12 protein-coding genes are annotated in these 17,804 nt (G+C 59.1%); 2 read left to right on the plus strand and 10 right to left on the minus strand.

Annotated features, from left to right (window positions below; all coding sequences use genetic code 11):
* The first annotated feature begins 285 nt into the window (after window positions 1-285).
* Window positions 286-408, plus strand: coding sequence for a DUF1589 domain-containing protein (locus tag RISK_RS33520; protein ID WP_390173922.1), 123 nt, complete (start codon window positions 286-288; stop codon window positions 406-408).
* A gap of 7 nt (window positions 409-415) precedes the next feature.
* Here RISK_RS33520 and RISK_RS05725 read toward each other — a convergent pair whose 3' ends face one another.
* Window positions 416-2,305, minus strand: a complete 1,890-nt coding sequence (locus RISK_RS05725; protein ID WP_047813306.1) for a hypothetical protein — start codon at window positions 2,303-2,305, stop codon at window positions 416-418.
* A complete protein-coding gene (gene guaB / locus RISK_RS05730) occupies window positions 2,280-3,764 on the minus strand; it encodes an IMP dehydrogenase (protein WP_047813337.1) in 1,485 nt (494 codons plus the stop codon). Before guaB ends, RISK_RS05725 begins: the two co-directional genes overlap by 26 nt.
* A gap of 233 nt (window positions 3,765-3,997) precedes the next feature.
* Between guaB and RISK_RS05735 the strand changes: the two genes are divergently transcribed.
* On the plus strand, window positions 3,998-6,814 hold the full coding sequence (locus RISK_RS05735) for an FtsK/SpoIIIE family DNA translocase (RefSeq protein WP_047813307.1): 2,817 nt from the start codon (window positions 3,998-4,000) through the stop codon (window positions 6,812-6,814).
* An 833-nt stretch (window positions 6,815-7,647) separates the two neighbouring features.
* Here the strand turns inward: RISK_RS05735 and RISK_RS05745 are convergent.
* The 8 genes from RISK_RS05745 to RISK_RS05785 all read right to left on the minus strand — a co-directional run bounded on the left by RISK_RS05745 (window position 7,648) and on the right by RISK_RS05785 (window position 17,594).
* On the minus strand, window positions 7,648-8,205 hold the full coding sequence (locus RISK_RS05745) for a Uma2 family endonuclease (RefSeq protein WP_047813309.1): 558 nt from the start codon (window positions 8,203-8,205) through the stop codon (window positions 7,648-7,650).
* Between the two features lie 453 nt (window positions 8,206-8,658).
* Window positions 8,659-9,732, minus strand: coding sequence for a formylglycine-generating enzyme family protein (locus RISK_RS05750; protein WP_236696061.1), 1,074 nt, complete (start codon window positions 9,730-9,732; stop codon window positions 8,659-8,661).
* A 559-nt stretch (window positions 9,733-10,291) separates the two neighbouring features.
* Window positions 10,292-11,044, minus strand: a complete 753-nt coding sequence (locus RISK_RS05755) for a leishmanolysin-related zinc metalloendopeptidase (protein ID WP_236696062.1) — start codon at window positions 11,042-11,044, stop codon at window positions 10,292-10,294.
* Window positions 11,045-11,321: 277 nt separating this feature from the next.
* Window positions 11,322-13,808 carry an O-antigen ligase family protein gene (locus RISK_RS05760; RefSeq protein ID WP_047813311.1) on the minus strand — a complete coding sequence of 829 codons (2,487 nt, stop codon included), beginning with the start codon at window positions 13,806-13,808 and terminating at the stop codon, window positions 11,322-11,324.
* Between the two features lie 187 nt (window positions 13,809-13,995).
* Window positions 13,996-14,226 carry a hypothetical protein gene (locus tag RISK_RS31380; protein WP_150122495.1) on the minus strand — a complete coding sequence of 77 codons (231 nt, stop codon included), beginning with the start codon at window positions 14,224-14,226 and terminating at the stop codon, window positions 13,996-13,998.
* Between the two features lie 98 nt (window positions 14,227-14,324).
* A complete protein-coding gene (locus RISK_RS05770) occupies window positions 14,325-14,888 on the minus strand; it encodes a PEP-CTERM sorting domain-containing protein (protein ID WP_160311401.1) in 564 nt (187 codons plus the stop codon).
* A gap of 726 nt (window positions 14,889-15,614) precedes the next feature.
* Window positions 15,615-16,763, minus strand: coding sequence for a S1 family peptidase (locus RISK_RS05780; RefSeq protein WP_047813315.1), 1,149 nt, complete (start codon window positions 16,761-16,763; stop codon window positions 15,615-15,617).
* A 387-nt stretch (window positions 16,764-17,150) separates the two neighbouring features.
* On the minus strand, window positions 17,151-17,594 hold the full coding sequence (locus RISK_RS05785) for a hypothetical protein (RefSeq protein ID WP_047813316.1): 444 nt from the start codon (window positions 17,592-17,594) through the stop codon (window positions 17,151-17,153).
* Between the last annotated feature and the right edge of the window lie 210 nt (window positions 17,595-17,804).

Raw genomic sequence — 17,804 nt, forward strand, 5'->3', positions numbered from 1 at the left:
TGCAGTTGTAGCCGGATTCGCCAGAATTCGGATCTCAACCGCTTCGCACCTCTGAATTCTTGGCGAATCCAGCGACAGCCAGGCCGCCCATCGCGGACTCCTCCAGAGCCACGCATCCCAACTCGCCCCGGAGGGGCCGTCATCGATAGCTCGGGGCGTCAGCCCCGAGACCGCGCACGGACATCGCCATGTCGCCCCGGACGGGGCCGTCGTCGACGATGCCGCCCAAAGTGGCTGGCACCATCCGGCTCGCCATTCGCCCCAATTCGCCCCGGAGGGGCCGTCATCGGTAGCTCGGGGCGTCAGCCCCGAGACCGCTCAGCGATGTCCGTCCAATCACCCCGCCAGGTAGAACCTGGCCTACATCTCGAGCCTCTGAATTCTGGCGAATCCAGGTACGACGGGTGACTTTGGATCAAGGAACCAAGAGTGCCGTGCCGGTGACCGCGGCGGCTTGGTACCAAGCTCCCCTCAGGCTCAACGGCACCGGTGGGATGATCCACGGGGCACAGTTGCCGGGACGGTAATAACCCAACGCATACTGGCATTCATGCGGCGAGTGCACACCCATCTTGTACGGCAGCACCGCGATGTTCGCGAAGAAGTGAGCCGATGACAAAACCGGTTGCAACACGGGACCCGCGGTGTGACCGTAGCGTTCCAGGTTGACCTCTTCGAAGTACAACGGTTTGTGACACAAGTTCGACGCGGCCCAGACCACGGTCGTCGGTTTCCAACGACGCGGTGTGAACGCGACTTGTTCCAACAAGCACTCCGTCGGCAATCCCCAGTTCTCGGAAATGAATCCCAAGTCCGCTTCGCTCAAGCGGTTGATCGGCAACTCTTCACGAGATCCGAACTCCGTCACGATCACAGCATTTTCATACGCCAGATCGACCAAGCGACCGGTGCCCATCGGACGCCCATCGATGCTTCGCCAGACCCGTGATTCTTGACGCTCGTCAAAGCGTTCTTTCAGCTTCACGTATTCGCCTTCATCGATCACGTCAGGACGATACGGCGGGCTGATGTCCAGCGAAACCTGATCGATCGTTTGTGCGGCGATCCGCGAACGGAAGTCGTCACAAGACAATCCAGCGGCACGACGGATCGGCCCATCGTCGTTCATGATCGGTGCGTCATCGCGGTCAGCCTGCGGTCGCAAACGGCCTCGGTCTTGAGCTTCCAACTCCAGGCGATCCAGCTCATCGCGTGCCTTCGATTCTTGGTCGCGACGGTCAAACGGATTGGATTCAAACCGGTCCGAAGGAGACTCCAGAGTTTCGGGCTCCGACGGCTGTGGTTGCTGCGGCAGATTCGTTTCGTCTTGCAACATGTCGCGAATCGATGGCCCGGCATCCGGTTGCCCCAATGCGTCGGGTTGTCCAAACGTATCCGGTGTCACATTGGGTGAATCCAATCCCGGAGCGGGCAACGCTTCCAATCCAGGTGGCACCATTTCGACGGGCGAGTTGAGCCCATTGCCAGGGGCTGCGTTCGGGTTCGCTCCCAATTCATCACGGAACGGGTTGGCGTTCCAATTCGGACGGCTTCCACTTCCGCTGGCAGCACCATTGTCGCCGGGCACACCAAAGCCACTGGACGAGGGAGGCGAGATCGGTTGCGCGTCGGCTGGCGGTGCAGCGTCGAACTCGGGCAATCCAAACCCTGACCCAGGTTGCTGCAAGAATGCAGCGGGATGGATCGAGGTGGAAGCAGCACCCTGGTTGCGGCGGCTCGTTCCCGAGACCATCACAACGGCCGAACCGGCTTGGTTGGCCTGCGGTGTGGCAACTTGCGGTGCGGCAACTTGCGGTGCAGTGGCTGGCTGCAGCGGTTGAGCGTGAGCGACCGATTGCTGGAACGAGGTCTCGTGTTGCTGGGGCGTTGCCTCATGGAAGGCAGCGTCGCTGATCCGAGCGGCTTCTTCCGAGGCGACCTGCGGGCTCTTGCGCCATTGCAGATCCCAACCGGGACGACGCATCGGCGATGCTTGCGACGCAGCGGGCGGATTCGGTTGAGCCTGCATCAAATCCGCGGTTCGCATCCGCGGGATGGGCTGACCAACCGGTTGCACCGGAGCCGGCGAGGTGTTCGCCGACAGAGGATGCGTGGGCGAGTCCACGCGGGTGGGCCCAAAGCTGTCTTGGGCCATCACCGCCGAGCTGGCGGAAAGAGCACCGACGCTGAGCCCAGCGGCAATGCATCCGGCCAGCCATCGTCGGCGGACCAATCGACCTGGCAATGGGCTCAGGCGATGGGTCGTCGGAACGTCTGCCTCAACTGGCGTCGCCCGAATGAACATCGGGACTGTAGTTGGGCGCTTCTTGTGTGATCGCAATGTCATGCGGGTGGTTCTCCCTCACCGTAGCGGCCGACACGCGAATGAATTTCGCGTCGCGGCGGAGTTCTTCGATCGTCCGTGTACCGACATATCCCATGCCCGCACGCAAACCACCGACCAACTGGTAGGCGTAATCGCTGAGCGGGCCTTTGAACGGCACGCGTCCTTCGACACCTTCGGGGACAAGCTTGCCCGCCTCGGTGCCTTTTTGGCGATACCGATCACTGCTTCCCTTCACCATCGCACCCATCGATCCCATCCCACGGTACGCCTTGAAGGTACGACCTTGGTACAAAATCATCTTGCCAGGACTCTCCGCCAAACCAGCAAACAAACTGCCGATCATCACGGTGCTCGCCCCAGCGGCGATTGCTTTGGTGATGTCACCGCTAAAACGGATTCCTCCGTCCGCAATGACAGGAATGTTCTTCTCTTGAGCGACCTTCACCGCACTTAAAATCGCGGTGACCTGAGGCACTCCAATGCCACTGATCACCCGTGTGGTGCAAATCGATCCCGGACCGATGCCAACCTTCACCGCGTCAGCCCCGGCCGCAATCAAATCTGCTGCGCCCTCGGCCGTTGCGACGTTCCCCGCCACGACATCAATGTCCCATGACTTGTTCTGCTTAATCTCTCGGACGGTCTCAATCACATTCCGGCTGTGTCCATGAGCCGAGTCGACCACCAGCACGTCGACACCTTTGCCGATCAAGCTTTCCGCTCGTTCATAGTCACCCACACCAATCGCGGCTCCGACCCGAAGACGTCCCTGCGGGTCTTTGCAGGCCCGCGGGTAACGCTTCATCATGTCGATGTCGCGAATCGTGATTAACCCCGTCAGTTTTCTTTCTTCGTCAATCAGGAGAAGTTTCTCGACCCTTTTTTCCGTTAAAATCTTCTCAGCTTGCGCAAGCGTTACATTCCCAACCGCCGTGACCAAGTTTTGACGCGTCATTACCTGGGAAATGGGCATGTCGGGGTCTTCCAAGAACCGCAGGTCCCGCCGCGTTAAAATTCCTGCCAAGGTGCGGTCGTCCTGCACAATCGGGATCCCCGAGACGTTCGCTCGGTCCATCAGCTCCGCCGCCGCGCTGACCTTTTGAGCGGGATTCAGGGTCACCGGATTGACGATGATCCCGTTGGCCGAGCGTTTGACCTTCAGCACCTCTTCGGTCTGTCGTCGAACCGACAGATTCTTGTGCACAATGCCCAAACCGCCCTCTTTTGCCAGGGCAATCGCCATCTCGGACTCGGTCACCGTGTCCATCGGCGACGAGATCAGCGGGATTTGCAGGCGGATTCGCTGGGTCATCTGACTGCTGACGTCCACCTCGCTGGGCACGACCTCGCTGTATCGAGGTTGCAACAGGACATCGTCGAAGGTCACTCCGAGGTCGCCGATTTTGTCGTCAAACATGCCGTTTTCGTTCCCACGAGGCCGTGGGCATCCAAATGTGATGCGATGGGGAAAACGAGCGATTATGACGCTCGCTGCGGTCGAGTTGTAGGGCACCTTGCCCGACTGACGACGAAAGAGGGTAGATGCGCCCAAGTTGTCGCCTCGCGTCACCGGATTCGGACCTCAAACGAACGCAAATCCCTGAATTCTGGCGAATCCAGCTACTTTCCGGCCTTTTCCAACTCAACGCCATGTCCACGACGACGGCCAGTGCCGCCAACGCCGAATCGCAAGAATCCGCCCCGCCTCGCGCGGTGGACATTCGACGTGATATCCCAGCTCTCCTGCTGGTCGCGGCGACGTTGTTGACATTGGTCTCGGTGATGACACACGACCCCGCCGACCCGGTTCCCACCCCAGTCTGGCCACTCGACCAATTCTTCACGCCGGATGTGGCCGTCTATCCCGCCAACGAAATCGTGCAAAACGCCTGCGGCTCGCTGGGCGCCCTGATTTCATCGATGTTGCTCAGCGCCGTCGGAATCGGATCCGCCCTGGTGATCTCGGCCGGCGGCGGCATCTCGACTGCACTCCTGATTCGCGGCCACATGAACGCGCCCGTGCTGCGGTCCCTCGGCGGCTGCATCACGTTGCTGGCCGTGACCACCGCGGCCGCCATGACGGACATTGAACTGGGCGGCATGCCTGTCATCGGCAACGGGGGCTACCTCGGCGCGATGACGTCCGCCTTCTTGCTGCAACACTTCCATCCCGTCGGCTCTTGGATTTTGACGCTGACAGTGCTGGCGGTCGGGTTGTTGCTGACGACGGACTACATGCTGGTCTACGCAGGTCGAACCGTGGTTGTCGGCGGGGCCAAGGCCTCTCGTCGTGGGTTCGCCAAAGCCGCCCAGGCCATGCCGGTCACACTCCGCCGGCGCCGCCAACCGTTCAGCGACCTGGACGGGCCGATCCTGATCGACGGGGACGAATCCGACGCGTCGCTGGATCCCAACGGCGGTCGCATCGACCCAGCCGAGCCCGCCGAAACCGGCCCCACGATCCGGGTGCGCAAACCCAAAGAACGCGAAGCCGTGGCTGAGGAAGCCGAAGCCGCTGAAGAAGCCGCTCCCGCCAACGGGCTCGCCAAAGCCGCCAAGCTCGGCGCCGCCGGACTGGCCGCTGCAGCCGGGATTGGCGCCAGCCTCACGAAGTCCAAGGACGCCACCGAGGAAGAAGAATACGAGTACGAATACGAGGAATGGGAAGAGGAAGAAGAATCTCCCACCCGTGAACTCGAAATCGAAGGCGAAACGACAACCCTGCGCAATGATTCCGCGCACGAGGAATCCCCCGCGCCGACGATCAAGATGCCCAAGCAGCGAGACGCCAAGCAAGAACTCTACGACTCGGTCCAGGAAGGGGCCCCCGAGGGCATCTCGCAGTACCACTTGCCCAGTCTGGAACTGCTCGAAGGCAGCGACGGATTTGACTACGAAGAACAGCACGCGGAGGCGCTGCAGAAGAGCGCGATGCTGCAGCAAACCATTCGCAGCTTTGGCTTCAATGTCACCGTCACCAACGTCGAAATCGGTCCGGTCATCGCCCAGTACGAACTGGAACTCGAGAGCGGCCTGCGGCTGAACAAAATCACCGCGCTCGCCGATGACCTCGCCATCGCCCTGCGAGTCCCCAGCGTTCGCGTCGTCGCCCCAATCCCCGGCAAGAACACCGTCGGCATCGAAGTCCCCAACGAAATTCGACAAGTCGTTCGGCTTCGCGATGTGATCGAAGAATCCGATTCGCGGATCTCGAAGATGAACATCCCAGTCTTCTTGGGCAAAGACGTTTCGGGAGAACCGATGCCAGTCGACTTGGCCAAGATGCCTCACCTGTTGATCGCCGGTCGAACCGGTACCGGTAAATCGGTCTGCTTGAACGCGATCATCACCAGCATCCTGATGTGCTGCCGGCCCGACGAAGTCCGCTTGTTGATGATCGACCCCAAGATGGTCGAGCTTTCCGGTTACGGCCGCTTGCCTCACTTGATGCACCCCGTGATCACGGACATGAAGAAGGCCGAAGCGATTCTCGGCTGGGCCGTCGAAAAGATGGAAGAGCGTTACTCGCTGCTCGCCAAAGCCGGTGTGCGTCACATCAACAGCTTCAATGACCTGGGCCGGGAAGAAGTCCTGCGGCGCTTGGAAGTTGATGAAGACGACGAGAACACCGACGTGCCGGACAAGCTTCCCTTCATCGTCATCATCGCCGACGAGATGGCCGACTTAATGATGACGGCCGGCAAGGAAGTCGAAACGCACATCATCCGCTTGGCTCAAAAGAGCCGTGCGGTTGGAATCCACTTGATCCTGGCAACGCAAAAGCCAACCGTGGACGTCATCACGGGCTTGATCAAATCGAACTTGCCCGCGCGTCTGAGTTTCCAGGTCGCCAGCAAAACGGACAGCCGCGTGGTGCTCGACGAGAACGGTGCCGACAAACTGCTCGGCAACGGGGACATGCTGTTCCTCTGGCCGGGAACCAGCACGCTGATTCGGGGGCAGGGGACTTACCTTTCCGACGCCGAGATCGATCGCGTCTGCGACCACTGCAGCAGCGGCGGCGAACAGCAATTCGTCGGCGAGCTGATGAACTTGAAGATCAACGACGAAGAAGGCGACGCATCCGAGATGGACGTCGACAAACTTCGCAAGCGAGACGAGTTGTACGAGTCCGCCATCGAAGTCGTGATTCGCGAAGGCCGCGGGTCGCTGTCGCTGATCCAGCGTTGCCTCGGGATTGGCTATGGGCGAGCCGCGCGGTTGGTTGACTACATGGCCGAAGACGGCATCGTCGGCCAGTACAACGGGTCCAAGTCACGCGAAGTCTTGCTGACGATGGAACAGTGGAACGCGATGCAAGGCATCACCGACGACACCGCCGCGGCCACCGCCACCGCCGCCCCCACTGCGGCCTCGCAAACCGAAGCGGAAGAGGAGTACGAAGACGAGGAAGAGGAAGAAGAGTACTACGACGAAGAAGAGTACGAGGACGACGAAGACGTCTGAAGCACGTCACCATTCCCGTCGCCCCTCCCGTAGCCGGATTCGCCAGAATTCGGACGCCAACCACTTCGCACCTCTGAATTCTGCCGAATCCGCCGACCAACATCACAACCCGAATGCGTCAGCGAGGGACCGCCCACCCACTCGTCCCTCTGAATTCTGGCGAATTTAGCTACATCGACGTCAGCAAGGCCGCCCATCGCGGACTCCTCCGGAGCCACGCATCCCAACTCGCCCCGGAGGGGCCGACATCGATAGCTCGGGGCGGAAGCCCCGAGACCGCGCGCGGACATCGCCATGTCGCCCCGGACGGGGCCGTCGTCGACCATGCCGCCCAAAGTGGCTGGCACTCCGGCACGCAAACCACCGCCATCGCATTCGCCTCGAACTCGCCCGCTCAACCAACTCCAACCTCTGAATTCTGGCGAATCCAGCGACCAACATCACAACCCGACGCGTCAGCGAGGGACCGCCCACCCACTCGTCCCTCCGAATTCTGGCGAATCCGGCTACAGCAAGGCCGCCCATCACGGACTCCTCCAGAGCCATTCGCCCCAACTCGCCCCGGAGGGGCCGACATCGATAGCTCGGGGTGGAAGCCCCGAGACCGCGCACGGAAATCGCCATGTCGCCCCGGACGGGGCCGTCGTCGACCATGCCGCCAAAAGTGGCTGGCACCATCCGGCAATCGGTCAGCAAGGCACCACGCACCGTCCCCGCATCCGCCAGAATTCGGACGCCAACCACTTCGCACATCTGAATTCTGGCGAACCCAGCGACATCATGCACCAAGTAGGAAAAGTCCTACCTGGCCTAAAATTCTTCGACGATCTCCTCTAGCCAAGGAACAGATCGTTTAAGTCAAGCTTGGCGGAGGGCTGGATCAATGGCGAAAGCATGTCTGTGGGTGCGTGGACACTTCGATCTCGGTAGTCACCTTGGACCGGGTGACGATGGACGTGGATGCATTGGGCCTGTGCGTCGACGATCCAGTACTCGACCATGTTCGATTCGGCATACAAACGTCGTTTGGTTTCCAAGTCGTAAGCCAAGCTGGTGAACGCAACTTCAATCGCCAGCTGCACGTCGCTTGCTCGCGGATGCGCGTCGCGGTAACGGGCTGCTCGCAGCCACATCAAATCAGGCTCGGGACGAGACTGGGCCTCAGGGAGGTCCAATCCGGTTTGCGATGTGATCAGACTCAGAGCAGGGTCGACGCCGCGAGCAGACCAATTGGTGAGGTAGGTGATCAAGTCATCATGGATGGGGCCGGCGGGGTTCATCTCGATCAATTCTCCTCGAATCAATTCGACCTTTCGATCGATCTGATCAAACGCTCCGACACGGACCATGGAGTCATATTCAGGAAGCGACAGGTGAAGTGTCGTTGTCATTTTTTGCAGTCTCCAAACAAATCTTGATCGACCCCAAAACCAGGATCAACTTACAAACCAGTGTACCAGACGACAAAACACAGGTCGGGCAAAACCAGCTCAACAATCCAGCTACCAACATCACAACACGAACGCGTGAGCGAGGGACCACCCCGGGATCCGCCGCCCGACTTGGAACGATTGGCAACGCCAATCAACCAACGCCTCCCCACGCTCATCCGCAGTTTAAAATTGTCAATTTACAATTTCACTTTTTCAATCGCCCGGAACCAACATTCACCTCACCCCTCCGAATTCTTGGCGAATCCGGCTACTTCATCGCGATGCGAAGCAGGTCGGCAGGAGTCGTTCGGCATTTGGACTGTTTCGCTAAGCGTCGTTGCTCCCTCGTACAACCGGGGCTAACGCCCAAACGGCTCACATGATGATGCCCGATCATTCCTGCCGACCTGCTCACCGTTTCCCGCGCGCACTGTTCCAATGCGCATCCATCTCCTGCACCGTCGGAATCTCCAACTGCCGGACCACACGGAACCCAACCCACGACGCATCAGTGTGATACCACAGACTCTTGGGCAACTGCGGATCCTGCTGCTTCCAATCTTCGGAACTGCCAAGCCGTGCCGCTGACCGCAACCGGTCCGGGTCATCGAACCAACTGCCGCCACGAACCACTCGCGGATACAATCGCTCCGGCACCGTCCAAGGGTTGATCAACACACCGCCCTCTTCGGGCATCGGATAGGACTCGCCACAAGCGTCCGCGGTCCACTCCGACACATTGCCGTGCATGTCATGCAGCCCCCACGGGTTCGGCTTCTTCGTGCCCACCTTCTGGTACTTGTCATTGCTGTTGTCGTAGTACCAACCGTACTCGTCCAAGTCGCCCTCGCCGAACGAGTACGCGGACGTCGTGCCAGCCCGACAGGCATACTCCCATTCGGCTTCCGTCGGCAGCCGATAGAAGTGTCCCGTTTGGGCACTCAGCCACTGGCAGTATTTGTTGGCCGCGTGCTGGGTCATGCAGACGGCGGGATAGCCCGCTTGTCCCATCCCAAAGCTCATCTCGGTGTAGGGCGGCGTCGGCTGACTGACCCCATCGACTGCGTCGTGGGTTGCCGGGTCAAAGTCCGTCCATCCACCATGCTTTTCGCGGCGGACCTCCGTCATCATGAACGGCTCGTACTCATCCCAAGTCACCTCGTGCTTGCCCATCCAAAACGGCGAGACCTTCACCCGCCGCTGCGGCCCTTCATCTTCCAGTCGGTCTGCCTCCTCCTCCGGGCTGCCCATCAAAAACTCGCCGCCCGGGATCGCGACCAAATCAAACTCCACCCCCGACTTCGGAATCGTCTCTCGGTAGTCCTGCATCTCGCCCGCGTCGTTCCCAAGTTCCGCCCGCACAACGATCCCCTCCCGAATCCGCGTCAGCAAAGACGCGTCATCCAGCGAAACCTCCGGCCCCACCTTCACCGCCGAGGCCGCTTCCTGGGCACCAGCGTCCTGGGCACGCGCGACACCGCCCATTCCAACGCCCATCCAACCCAACAGGCCACACCGAACCCAACCGCCAAAACGCATCACAAACCAATCCCATCACGAGGCAAGAATCCCCGCATTCTAACTCAACGACGCCGCGACCGCGGCTTGCTGCTAGCCCCTCGCACCGTAGCCGGATTCGCCAAGAATTCGGATCCTGCATCCACCCGCCGCGTCAGCAAGGCCGAACCACCATCTTCCCACTCCGAATTCTTGGCGAATCCGGCTACGACCGACGCAACTCGAACAACCGAATTCTTGGCGAATCCGGCTACCAAAATCCCAACCCGACGCGTCAGCGAGAGACCGACCTGTATTCCTGACGAATCGAGCGACGAGAGGTGGTCCCTCACTCACGTATCGGGTTGTGATAGGTGAGCCAACCACCAAACACACGAACGGCACGAAAAACCAAACGCAACCTTTCGTGTGCTTCGTGTCTTTCGTGGTTCAAAACGACGCGTCGACCAATTCACACAACTCGGAACGCCCTCGCTCTTTCGCAACCGAATTCTTGGCGAATCCGGCTACGAGGTCGTAAATCCGGCTACATCCGACGCTGCACTGCCCGGCGTCGGATTCCAACGACGATTCCAAGGGCCGACAGCAACACCAGCGAGCCCGGTTCCGGCACCGCCGTGGCGTTCGCCGTCGTGAACCCGATGTCGCGGAACGAAGCCAGTGTCAGTTCACTGAGGAAAGAATTCGGATTCAGCCATCCGGTCATCAACTCGTCCCGCATATCGCGGCCCAACGAGTCCGTGATTCCCGTCAGGCCGGACCCATTCAAGTTTTCGTTCCAGTGCCCGCCTGCCGTGCCAGCCCCACCTTCCGTTTCGATGTCAGGGGTCCCCGTCTGTCCAAACTCGGACTGCCAAACGGCGGTGGCCTCCACGCCAATGAATTCGGATCCCGACACCAAATCATTTTGTGTCCACAGGGTCCCCAGCCCAAGGACATGCCCCATCTCATGCAAAATCAACGAGTTCAACTGATCGCCGGACAAGCTGAACAGGTCCTCCTCGTCAAAGGTCATCTGCCCATCCGTCGCCAGCCAATAGTCCGACGCATCTCTGGCAACTTGGTTCCAACCGGCGCTCCCCAGCGTCCCGCCCACACCATCGATGGATGACGTGGCCGCATCGATGTAGATGTCCGACAGGACCTGCCCGGTCGTGGCCGAACTTCCACCGGTTCGATATTCAATGAAGCCGTCTTGATACCCGGTCAGCAACCCTTGCCAAGTATTGGCAGCGGTCTGAAACGCCGTCTCCAGTTGGGCATCGCCCGAGTAATTCACGTGCAGGGTCAGCGACGCCTCCGCGCGGCACGGAAAGACAAAGCACAGCGGGAAAACGATCCAAGCCAGAACCCGCCCACATCCACCCCATCGACATCCGATCCCATTTGCCATCCCACGCCCCCGCACACACGATCCACACAACCAAAAAAACCCGAGGAGACACGCTCCACGGGCATTGTAGTCACGACGATTCAGCGGCGTTGGAACGAGGCTCACTTTGCAATCCGGCAATCTCAGCTCTCGCCAACACCGCAACGCGGCTCGCGTCGAGGCACTACAACTCGCGGGCCTTTCGTTCGGACAATTGTTTTTGCAACGCTTTCACCTGCCCATTGTCCGGTGACAGCGTTAGCAAAATGCGCACCTCGCTGGTTGCCTGATCCAACTTCCCGACTTTCATCAACAGCTTCACTCGCCGCAAACGCATCCCGATGTTTTCAGGAAACTCATTCAGGGAACGGTCCAACGCACGCAACGCCTTTTCCGGTTGATCGAGAGCCTCAAAAACCTTCGATCGCCAATCTTCTCGCTCGCCGAACGTCAACTCCCGCTTCGACCTTTCCGGGAACTCCAACAACTCCAAGGCATGATCCAGGAACAGACGTTTGTCTTCCTCGTTGTCCAACTTCGACGACGCCGCGAAGATGACCACCGGATCATCAGGAATCAACCGCGTTTTCATCTGCTCCGCATCAAGCTGACCTTCCACCTTCTCCAAGATATCATCCATTCGGTGGCGAGAGTAAGTCAAGGAATCTCGCCAGTGCGGCAGGGCCGCGTCCAACCCGATCTCATTCAGCAAACGCTCTCCGGTGATGTACGCCAGCTCGGGCTCACTCGGGTGCAGCTGTCGCGCTCGCAACAAGCAGAGTGTCCTCCAGTTTTCCGGCACCGGTACATTCCCGCTGGCCGTCTGCAGGTCGGTGGCGCGACCGTACTTGGCCAACCAAGCGTAAGGCTGCCACGCCAACGGGCACACCTGCAACGCCTCCAAACTATTTCGAACCATCGCGGCGCGCAGCTTGGATTGCAGCGAGCTATCACGGGATGGATCCAACATGAACTCGCAAATCATTGCGAACTCCAGCCGAATGTCGATGTCCTCGGGGGTCAACGCCACAGCGGCGGAGGCCAACTCAAATGCCGCCTCCGGACGCTCCAATATCAATGCATCGAAGGCGGCCACTTTGGAACGATCCGAGTAAAAATATCGACTTCGGAACTGAATGGCTCCGATCGCGATCAAGATCATTCCCACCCCGGCAATCCCGCCCCAAACGGTCTTGCGTGAGAAACTTGACTTGGATCTCTGCGGACTCTCACGCAACCGTTGCCGCGCTCCTCCCGATTGCGTTCCCACTCCACTGAGAAGCCCGAGCACGACCATGGCTAAAACAGCCGTGGCAGGCACTCGCAAACCGAAGTCCACCCCGCTATGTGCCACGACCGCAATGATTCCCATTGCTGCTCCTGCCGACAATCCATCTCGACGGCATTGGGTGACCGACAACCACAAGGCTGGCCCAATGAGCAAGATCAAAGCCAACAGGCCGAACACCCCATATTCACACAGAACATCCAAGAACTCATTGTCCGCTCGAAGTGAACGCAATTTCCAATTGTTCCATTCTGGGTCACCGCTCTGATAAACATTGTCCCAGTACCGGTACGTTTCGCCCCCCGATCCTAACCAAGGGAAATCCGGCACACTCTGCAGAGCCGAGGCCCACAAATGAAAACGCCCGTCCTCCGCATAACGGTCCGCCTCCGCCAGCATGTTCAGGCGAGATTCTCGGAAATCGAATCCGACCCAGATCAAAACCAACACGGTCGGAACAGCAACCAAGCCCGTCATCATCACGCCTCGACTCGCGTTACTGGCGCGCAGACGGAGCAACATGACGATCGACACACCCGCCACGATGGAAAGCACCCCGCCGCGAGAACCACACGCGATCAAACTGGCAAACATGAAACTGATGGCCACCAGCAACCATCCCACGGTCGGGTCCGTCAACAGCAGCCGATACCAATGTCGGCCCATCACTGACAACCGCTCCACCAGCAATCCAATCGTCAGCCCCAAACACAGGTTCAGGAAAAACGGGTAGTGGTTCCGATTGACGAAGGGACCAAACCCAAGGCCCCCCTCCATGTCATAGGTCCAATAGGTCAGCCCATCGTGGGAACCGAAGTGCTGCGCCAAACCAAACAGAGCCAGCATCGTTCCCGTGATCGCCGCCACCAGGCTCAAGCGATGCAAGCAGGCTCGCGGCGAACGGAAATTCTGAACGACGACGAAGATCCCAACCAGCAACAGCACCCGGAACATCACCTGGAAACTGCCCGCCGGATACAGCGACAACCGCTGCCCCACATCCCAGCGCGGCAACCATGAAACGGACAGCACCTCCTGCAGATCCCACTGCGTCCACTCCGAAACGCCAGGTGCAAGCACCTGGATCAAACCCGCCGGCAAAATCCACTGGTGGATCGCAGCGACCGCGGCCAACCCCAGCAATCCCAGCATCACCAAGATCGAGGGAAGCCTTCCGTTCCAGCGGACCGGCCCATCCGCCAAACTCCCCACCCCGTAGGCCAACAGCGCCATCGAAACTCCTGCCGTCAACAGGAACTCCGGAGTCGCGCCCACGCACCCAAACGCCCAAGGCGCAATGGCGACACAACCATAAAAGATCCATTCACTCACACGCTGACATGCCAAGGCCACCGAGCGATCTTCAAACGAAGAGGCTTTCATCTACCAACCAAGTGGGGATACAAAAAAAGACGACCACATCAAATGCGGTCGTCCTTGATGACGATTGAGCGTTTCAAATCGGATCTAAATTAAATGGACCGACGGGATGGACGTCTTTGTCTCAGCTCAACATTGCCCCGAACGTTCAACGGACGAAACCAAGAGAGTCGCTTCGAATCGGACATCTTCAGTTGCCGACAAATCGGTTGACACTGCTACCTACATACCGGCATCGAGTACCACGACGAGCCGTGAATTCCCAATTTTCAATGGTTTCGCCATCAGATACGACGGCCGAATCCACAAGCGGTTGAACCTGCAACTCAGCCGAAGCGGGCTGACGAGCCGACAGCAAAGCACATACTGCGAGACTGCAACCCAGTAAACCAGCAAAGGTCATTTTCTGTTTTTTATTCATCTGACTCTCATTTTCCTTCAATTAGGTACTGGAGTGTATCTCATCAGTCGACGCAAACCAAGCTCAGCTGAAACAAATCGACAAATTTTCACTCGTCCTCAAACAGCCGCATTGGCGACATTTTTCCTTGAGCTTCGACGCACACGCCGGTAGGCCGCTGCACCGCCACCAAACATCAGCAACGCCAAACCGGTGGCAGGCTCCGGCACAGCCGTGACCGAAAACGCATAATCAAAGTCATCGAAGAAAGGCGTGATCGTATTGGCAGCGGTTTGAAAGTTCTGAATCGACTCCCCATCTCCGATTCCACTCATGACAACTCCCCATTCGTTGACGGGCAACAGAACATCGAACTCGTCCAATTGATCATCATCCGCGTTCATGTTTGCAACCACGGAAAACCAATACTGCTCATTTGCCGTTACCGCAAAAGGAGAAAAGTCCGCGGAATAAGAGAAAACCGTGGAATCAATGGCCGTCTCATTTGCTTCGCCTGGCGTGAAAGTGCTCGACGTTAAAAGTGTAGACGGCTCAGCACGACCTTCGGTCGCGTTGAAACCATCGGAGTAGACTCTTACCGTAAACGAATCAGCACCAGTGGACCCCAATCCTGTAGGGGAGTCCGTGTACACGCCAATCCAAGAAAAGTTGGTGACGGTCAAGTTCGATCCAAACGAGAAATTGTCAAAGATCGTTGCGAAGTCTGAAAGATCTCCCAGTACATTCGGATCAGCGTCGAATTGCGATTGCAGCCCAGTGGCTCCGGCCAATGACCCAGCAGGGATCTGCGAGTAAACCGCTGCGTTTGCTGAGTTCGTCAAGGTAGCAATCGCTGCAATCGCAGCCAAAACCGCACCATAGCGGGATGAACTGGCGAACCGATTTTTCTTCATCGTTTTTCACTCGAAAAAATGGAAGGTAGAAAGAACAGAGCCGGATGGCTTACGCGGCCAAACCCCTCCGCAGGGACGCCATGCTCGACAAATCCTATTCACGCCCCCAGAAGGTTGCAATGGTGGAGACTGGAAAGATAGGTAATATCGGACGATTGCTCAGACGCGAGGTCACTACCGCGAAAAGAGGGGGGACAATGAGGTGCCTCATTACCTCGCCGGAAACACCTAAAGGAAACTGAACCTCCCTTGCACGCAAAACAATATGAACCGCAGATTGCAAGCTCTTCGCTAGAAATGACGCGAGAAAATCCGGCGTTTTGACCATCTCACTGGCCGCCGCCTCCACGTGTCCCACAAAACGACGCCCCGAATGGAGACCCAAGTAAGTGTCTAAGCAGGTACGCAGGTGTCTTCGGGTATGTGAGCCGTTTGGCGTTAGCCACGGTTCCCGCGCACAACCGTGGCGAACGCCTTTCGATGGCGGCCGCCGCTTCAATCCGACCTGACTACCGATAGAAACACCTGAATCTCACGACCGGCGATGCAGTGCAAACGACCGCCCCCGTTGCCACTGATGATCCCAATCAACTCGCCCGACTCAGCAAACAGCCCCCCGCCGGACATCCCCGGCACGGAGACCTGATCCAGAACCAGGTATTCAACGGGAGCCCCCTCGATCTCACGGCGGGCACGTTTTTGATCGATCACACTCGCGCTGATCCGCTCCACGCCGCCGCTGCCATTGAGATTGGCCAGCCAAACCTCGGCGTCTGTCCAGTCGCGGCCGACCTCGGCATGGAAAACCGCTTGAGCGATCCGCCCCGGTTCCGCCACCGGCCAGTGCACCTGCAACAACGCCAGGTCTCTTCCAGGATCTTGCCCGATGACCTCCACCGACCGAAACCGTCGCGGCTCAGCGTCGGTGCCCCCGGACACCAAGCCAGTCGGCTCGTCCAAGAATGCGAGCAGCTCCACGTCCAAGTCGACGAGTTGCGCAACCACATGTGCCGCCGTCAAGACTCGAAAGCCCTCTGAATCAACCTCGACAATGACACCAACGCCGGTTTGACCGTTCCCGCTTCCTCGACGTCCGCCGGCCGCTTCGCTTTCAGAGCCGGTTTGAATGACTCTCACCAAAGAAGCGAACGCCCGGTCAAGCGACACAGGCTCGTTGACCGGTTTCACAGAGGCCGCGGACACGGAAGACACCGTGGGCTCAAACAATTGGTCTGCCAATGTCGGCGTTTCCGACACGGAATCCTCCGGCTCTGTCTGCGGCTCCTCTGCCCCGGCAGCCAACTCCGAACGGACAGGTTTCGGGCGACCGCTTTCCTCTTCCATCCGCGCGGGCAGTCCCACATCCTCGCGTGAGGAGGGCACCCCGGCAGAAGGTGTGAACGAACGAACACCTGGATTCGCCAAACCGGAATCCAACGCCGGGCTCGGTCCTGCCGGATTGCCTGGCACCGACTGCCCCGCAGCCACCGACTCGGCGGAATCCGCGGCAACCCCCGTCTCGGGTGATGTCCACAGCGCAGGGGTCCAGACGATCTCGGGCCAGTGCGGATGATCCTTGAGCAACAAGTACCCAAACTCACCGCAGACCGCGAGCAAGCACAGAAGTGTCAGTAGTTTTTTCATCGCATTCAATCCTTCAACGCACCGACCAAAGAAAGCTCCTAGCCACTAGCTCCTAGTGGTCTGTCACGACTTGTTTTTAGGGTAGTGGACGAGGCGACGAGTCCTGAACTGGCGTCAAAACCAAGGACTCGTCGCCTCGTCCACTACGATCAACCTTCACTTTTAACTTTGACAGACCACGAGCTCCTAGCCTCTCACCCTTCCGAATTCTTGGCGAATCCGGCTACATCCAACTCGCATCTCGCATCTCGCGGAGCACCAACCCAAACGGCACAACCTTAGGCGAGAAAAACGCCCCCCCATCCATGGTAGAGCGAACACAGAGAAAGGAAATCAAGTTGACGACGCAAAAACAACCACGGTGCGAGCAAGCCACCTTTCAGGCGGTTAGCGGCGGAGTGAATCGCATCGGGCTCGCCTTTCCGTCCAAGCACCAACCGTCCACCTCACCAACCGGATCGCCGCCTCCACAAAGGCGACCCCCGCAAGCGTGTACAGCAAGTCAGCCGTTCCGAATCCCCGAGTTGGGATCCAACGCTGGCCGACTTCCATTCCCAGCAAAGCGAGCAGAATCACCAGCAGCCCAGTGACTCGGACTCGGTCCAGTTCCCGAGTGCCCAACCAGCCCGCAGGGACCGCGGCCACCAGGCCCGCCATCACGAATGTTCGAAAATCCCCCCGGTCGTCCAGCCACACGACCCAGGCGTGTGGCAAGAACACCAGGTCCCCTGCCGTCGTCGCCGGCTTCCACAGCGCATAGACCGACACGAGCAACGCCAAGCAAGCCGCCGCCCCCGCCAACCACAAACGCACCGCCTTGCTCAATTTCATTCCATGATGAGAAGCCACTAGCCACTAGCCACTAGCCACTAGCCACTAGCCACTAGCCACTAGCTATCAGCTATCAGCTATCAGCTATCGGCCTTCCGAATTCTTGGCGAATCCGGCTACTCGCACCCACTGCCCACTGCCCACTGCCCACTGCCCACTGCCCACTGCCCACTGCCCACTGCCCACTGCCCACTGCCCACTGCCCACTGC

Source organism: Rhodopirellula islandica, from assembly GCF_001027925.1.
Taxonomy (GTDB): domain Bacteria; phylum Planctomycetota; class Planctomycetia; order Pirellulales; family Pirellulaceae; genus Rhodopirellula; species Rhodopirellula islandica.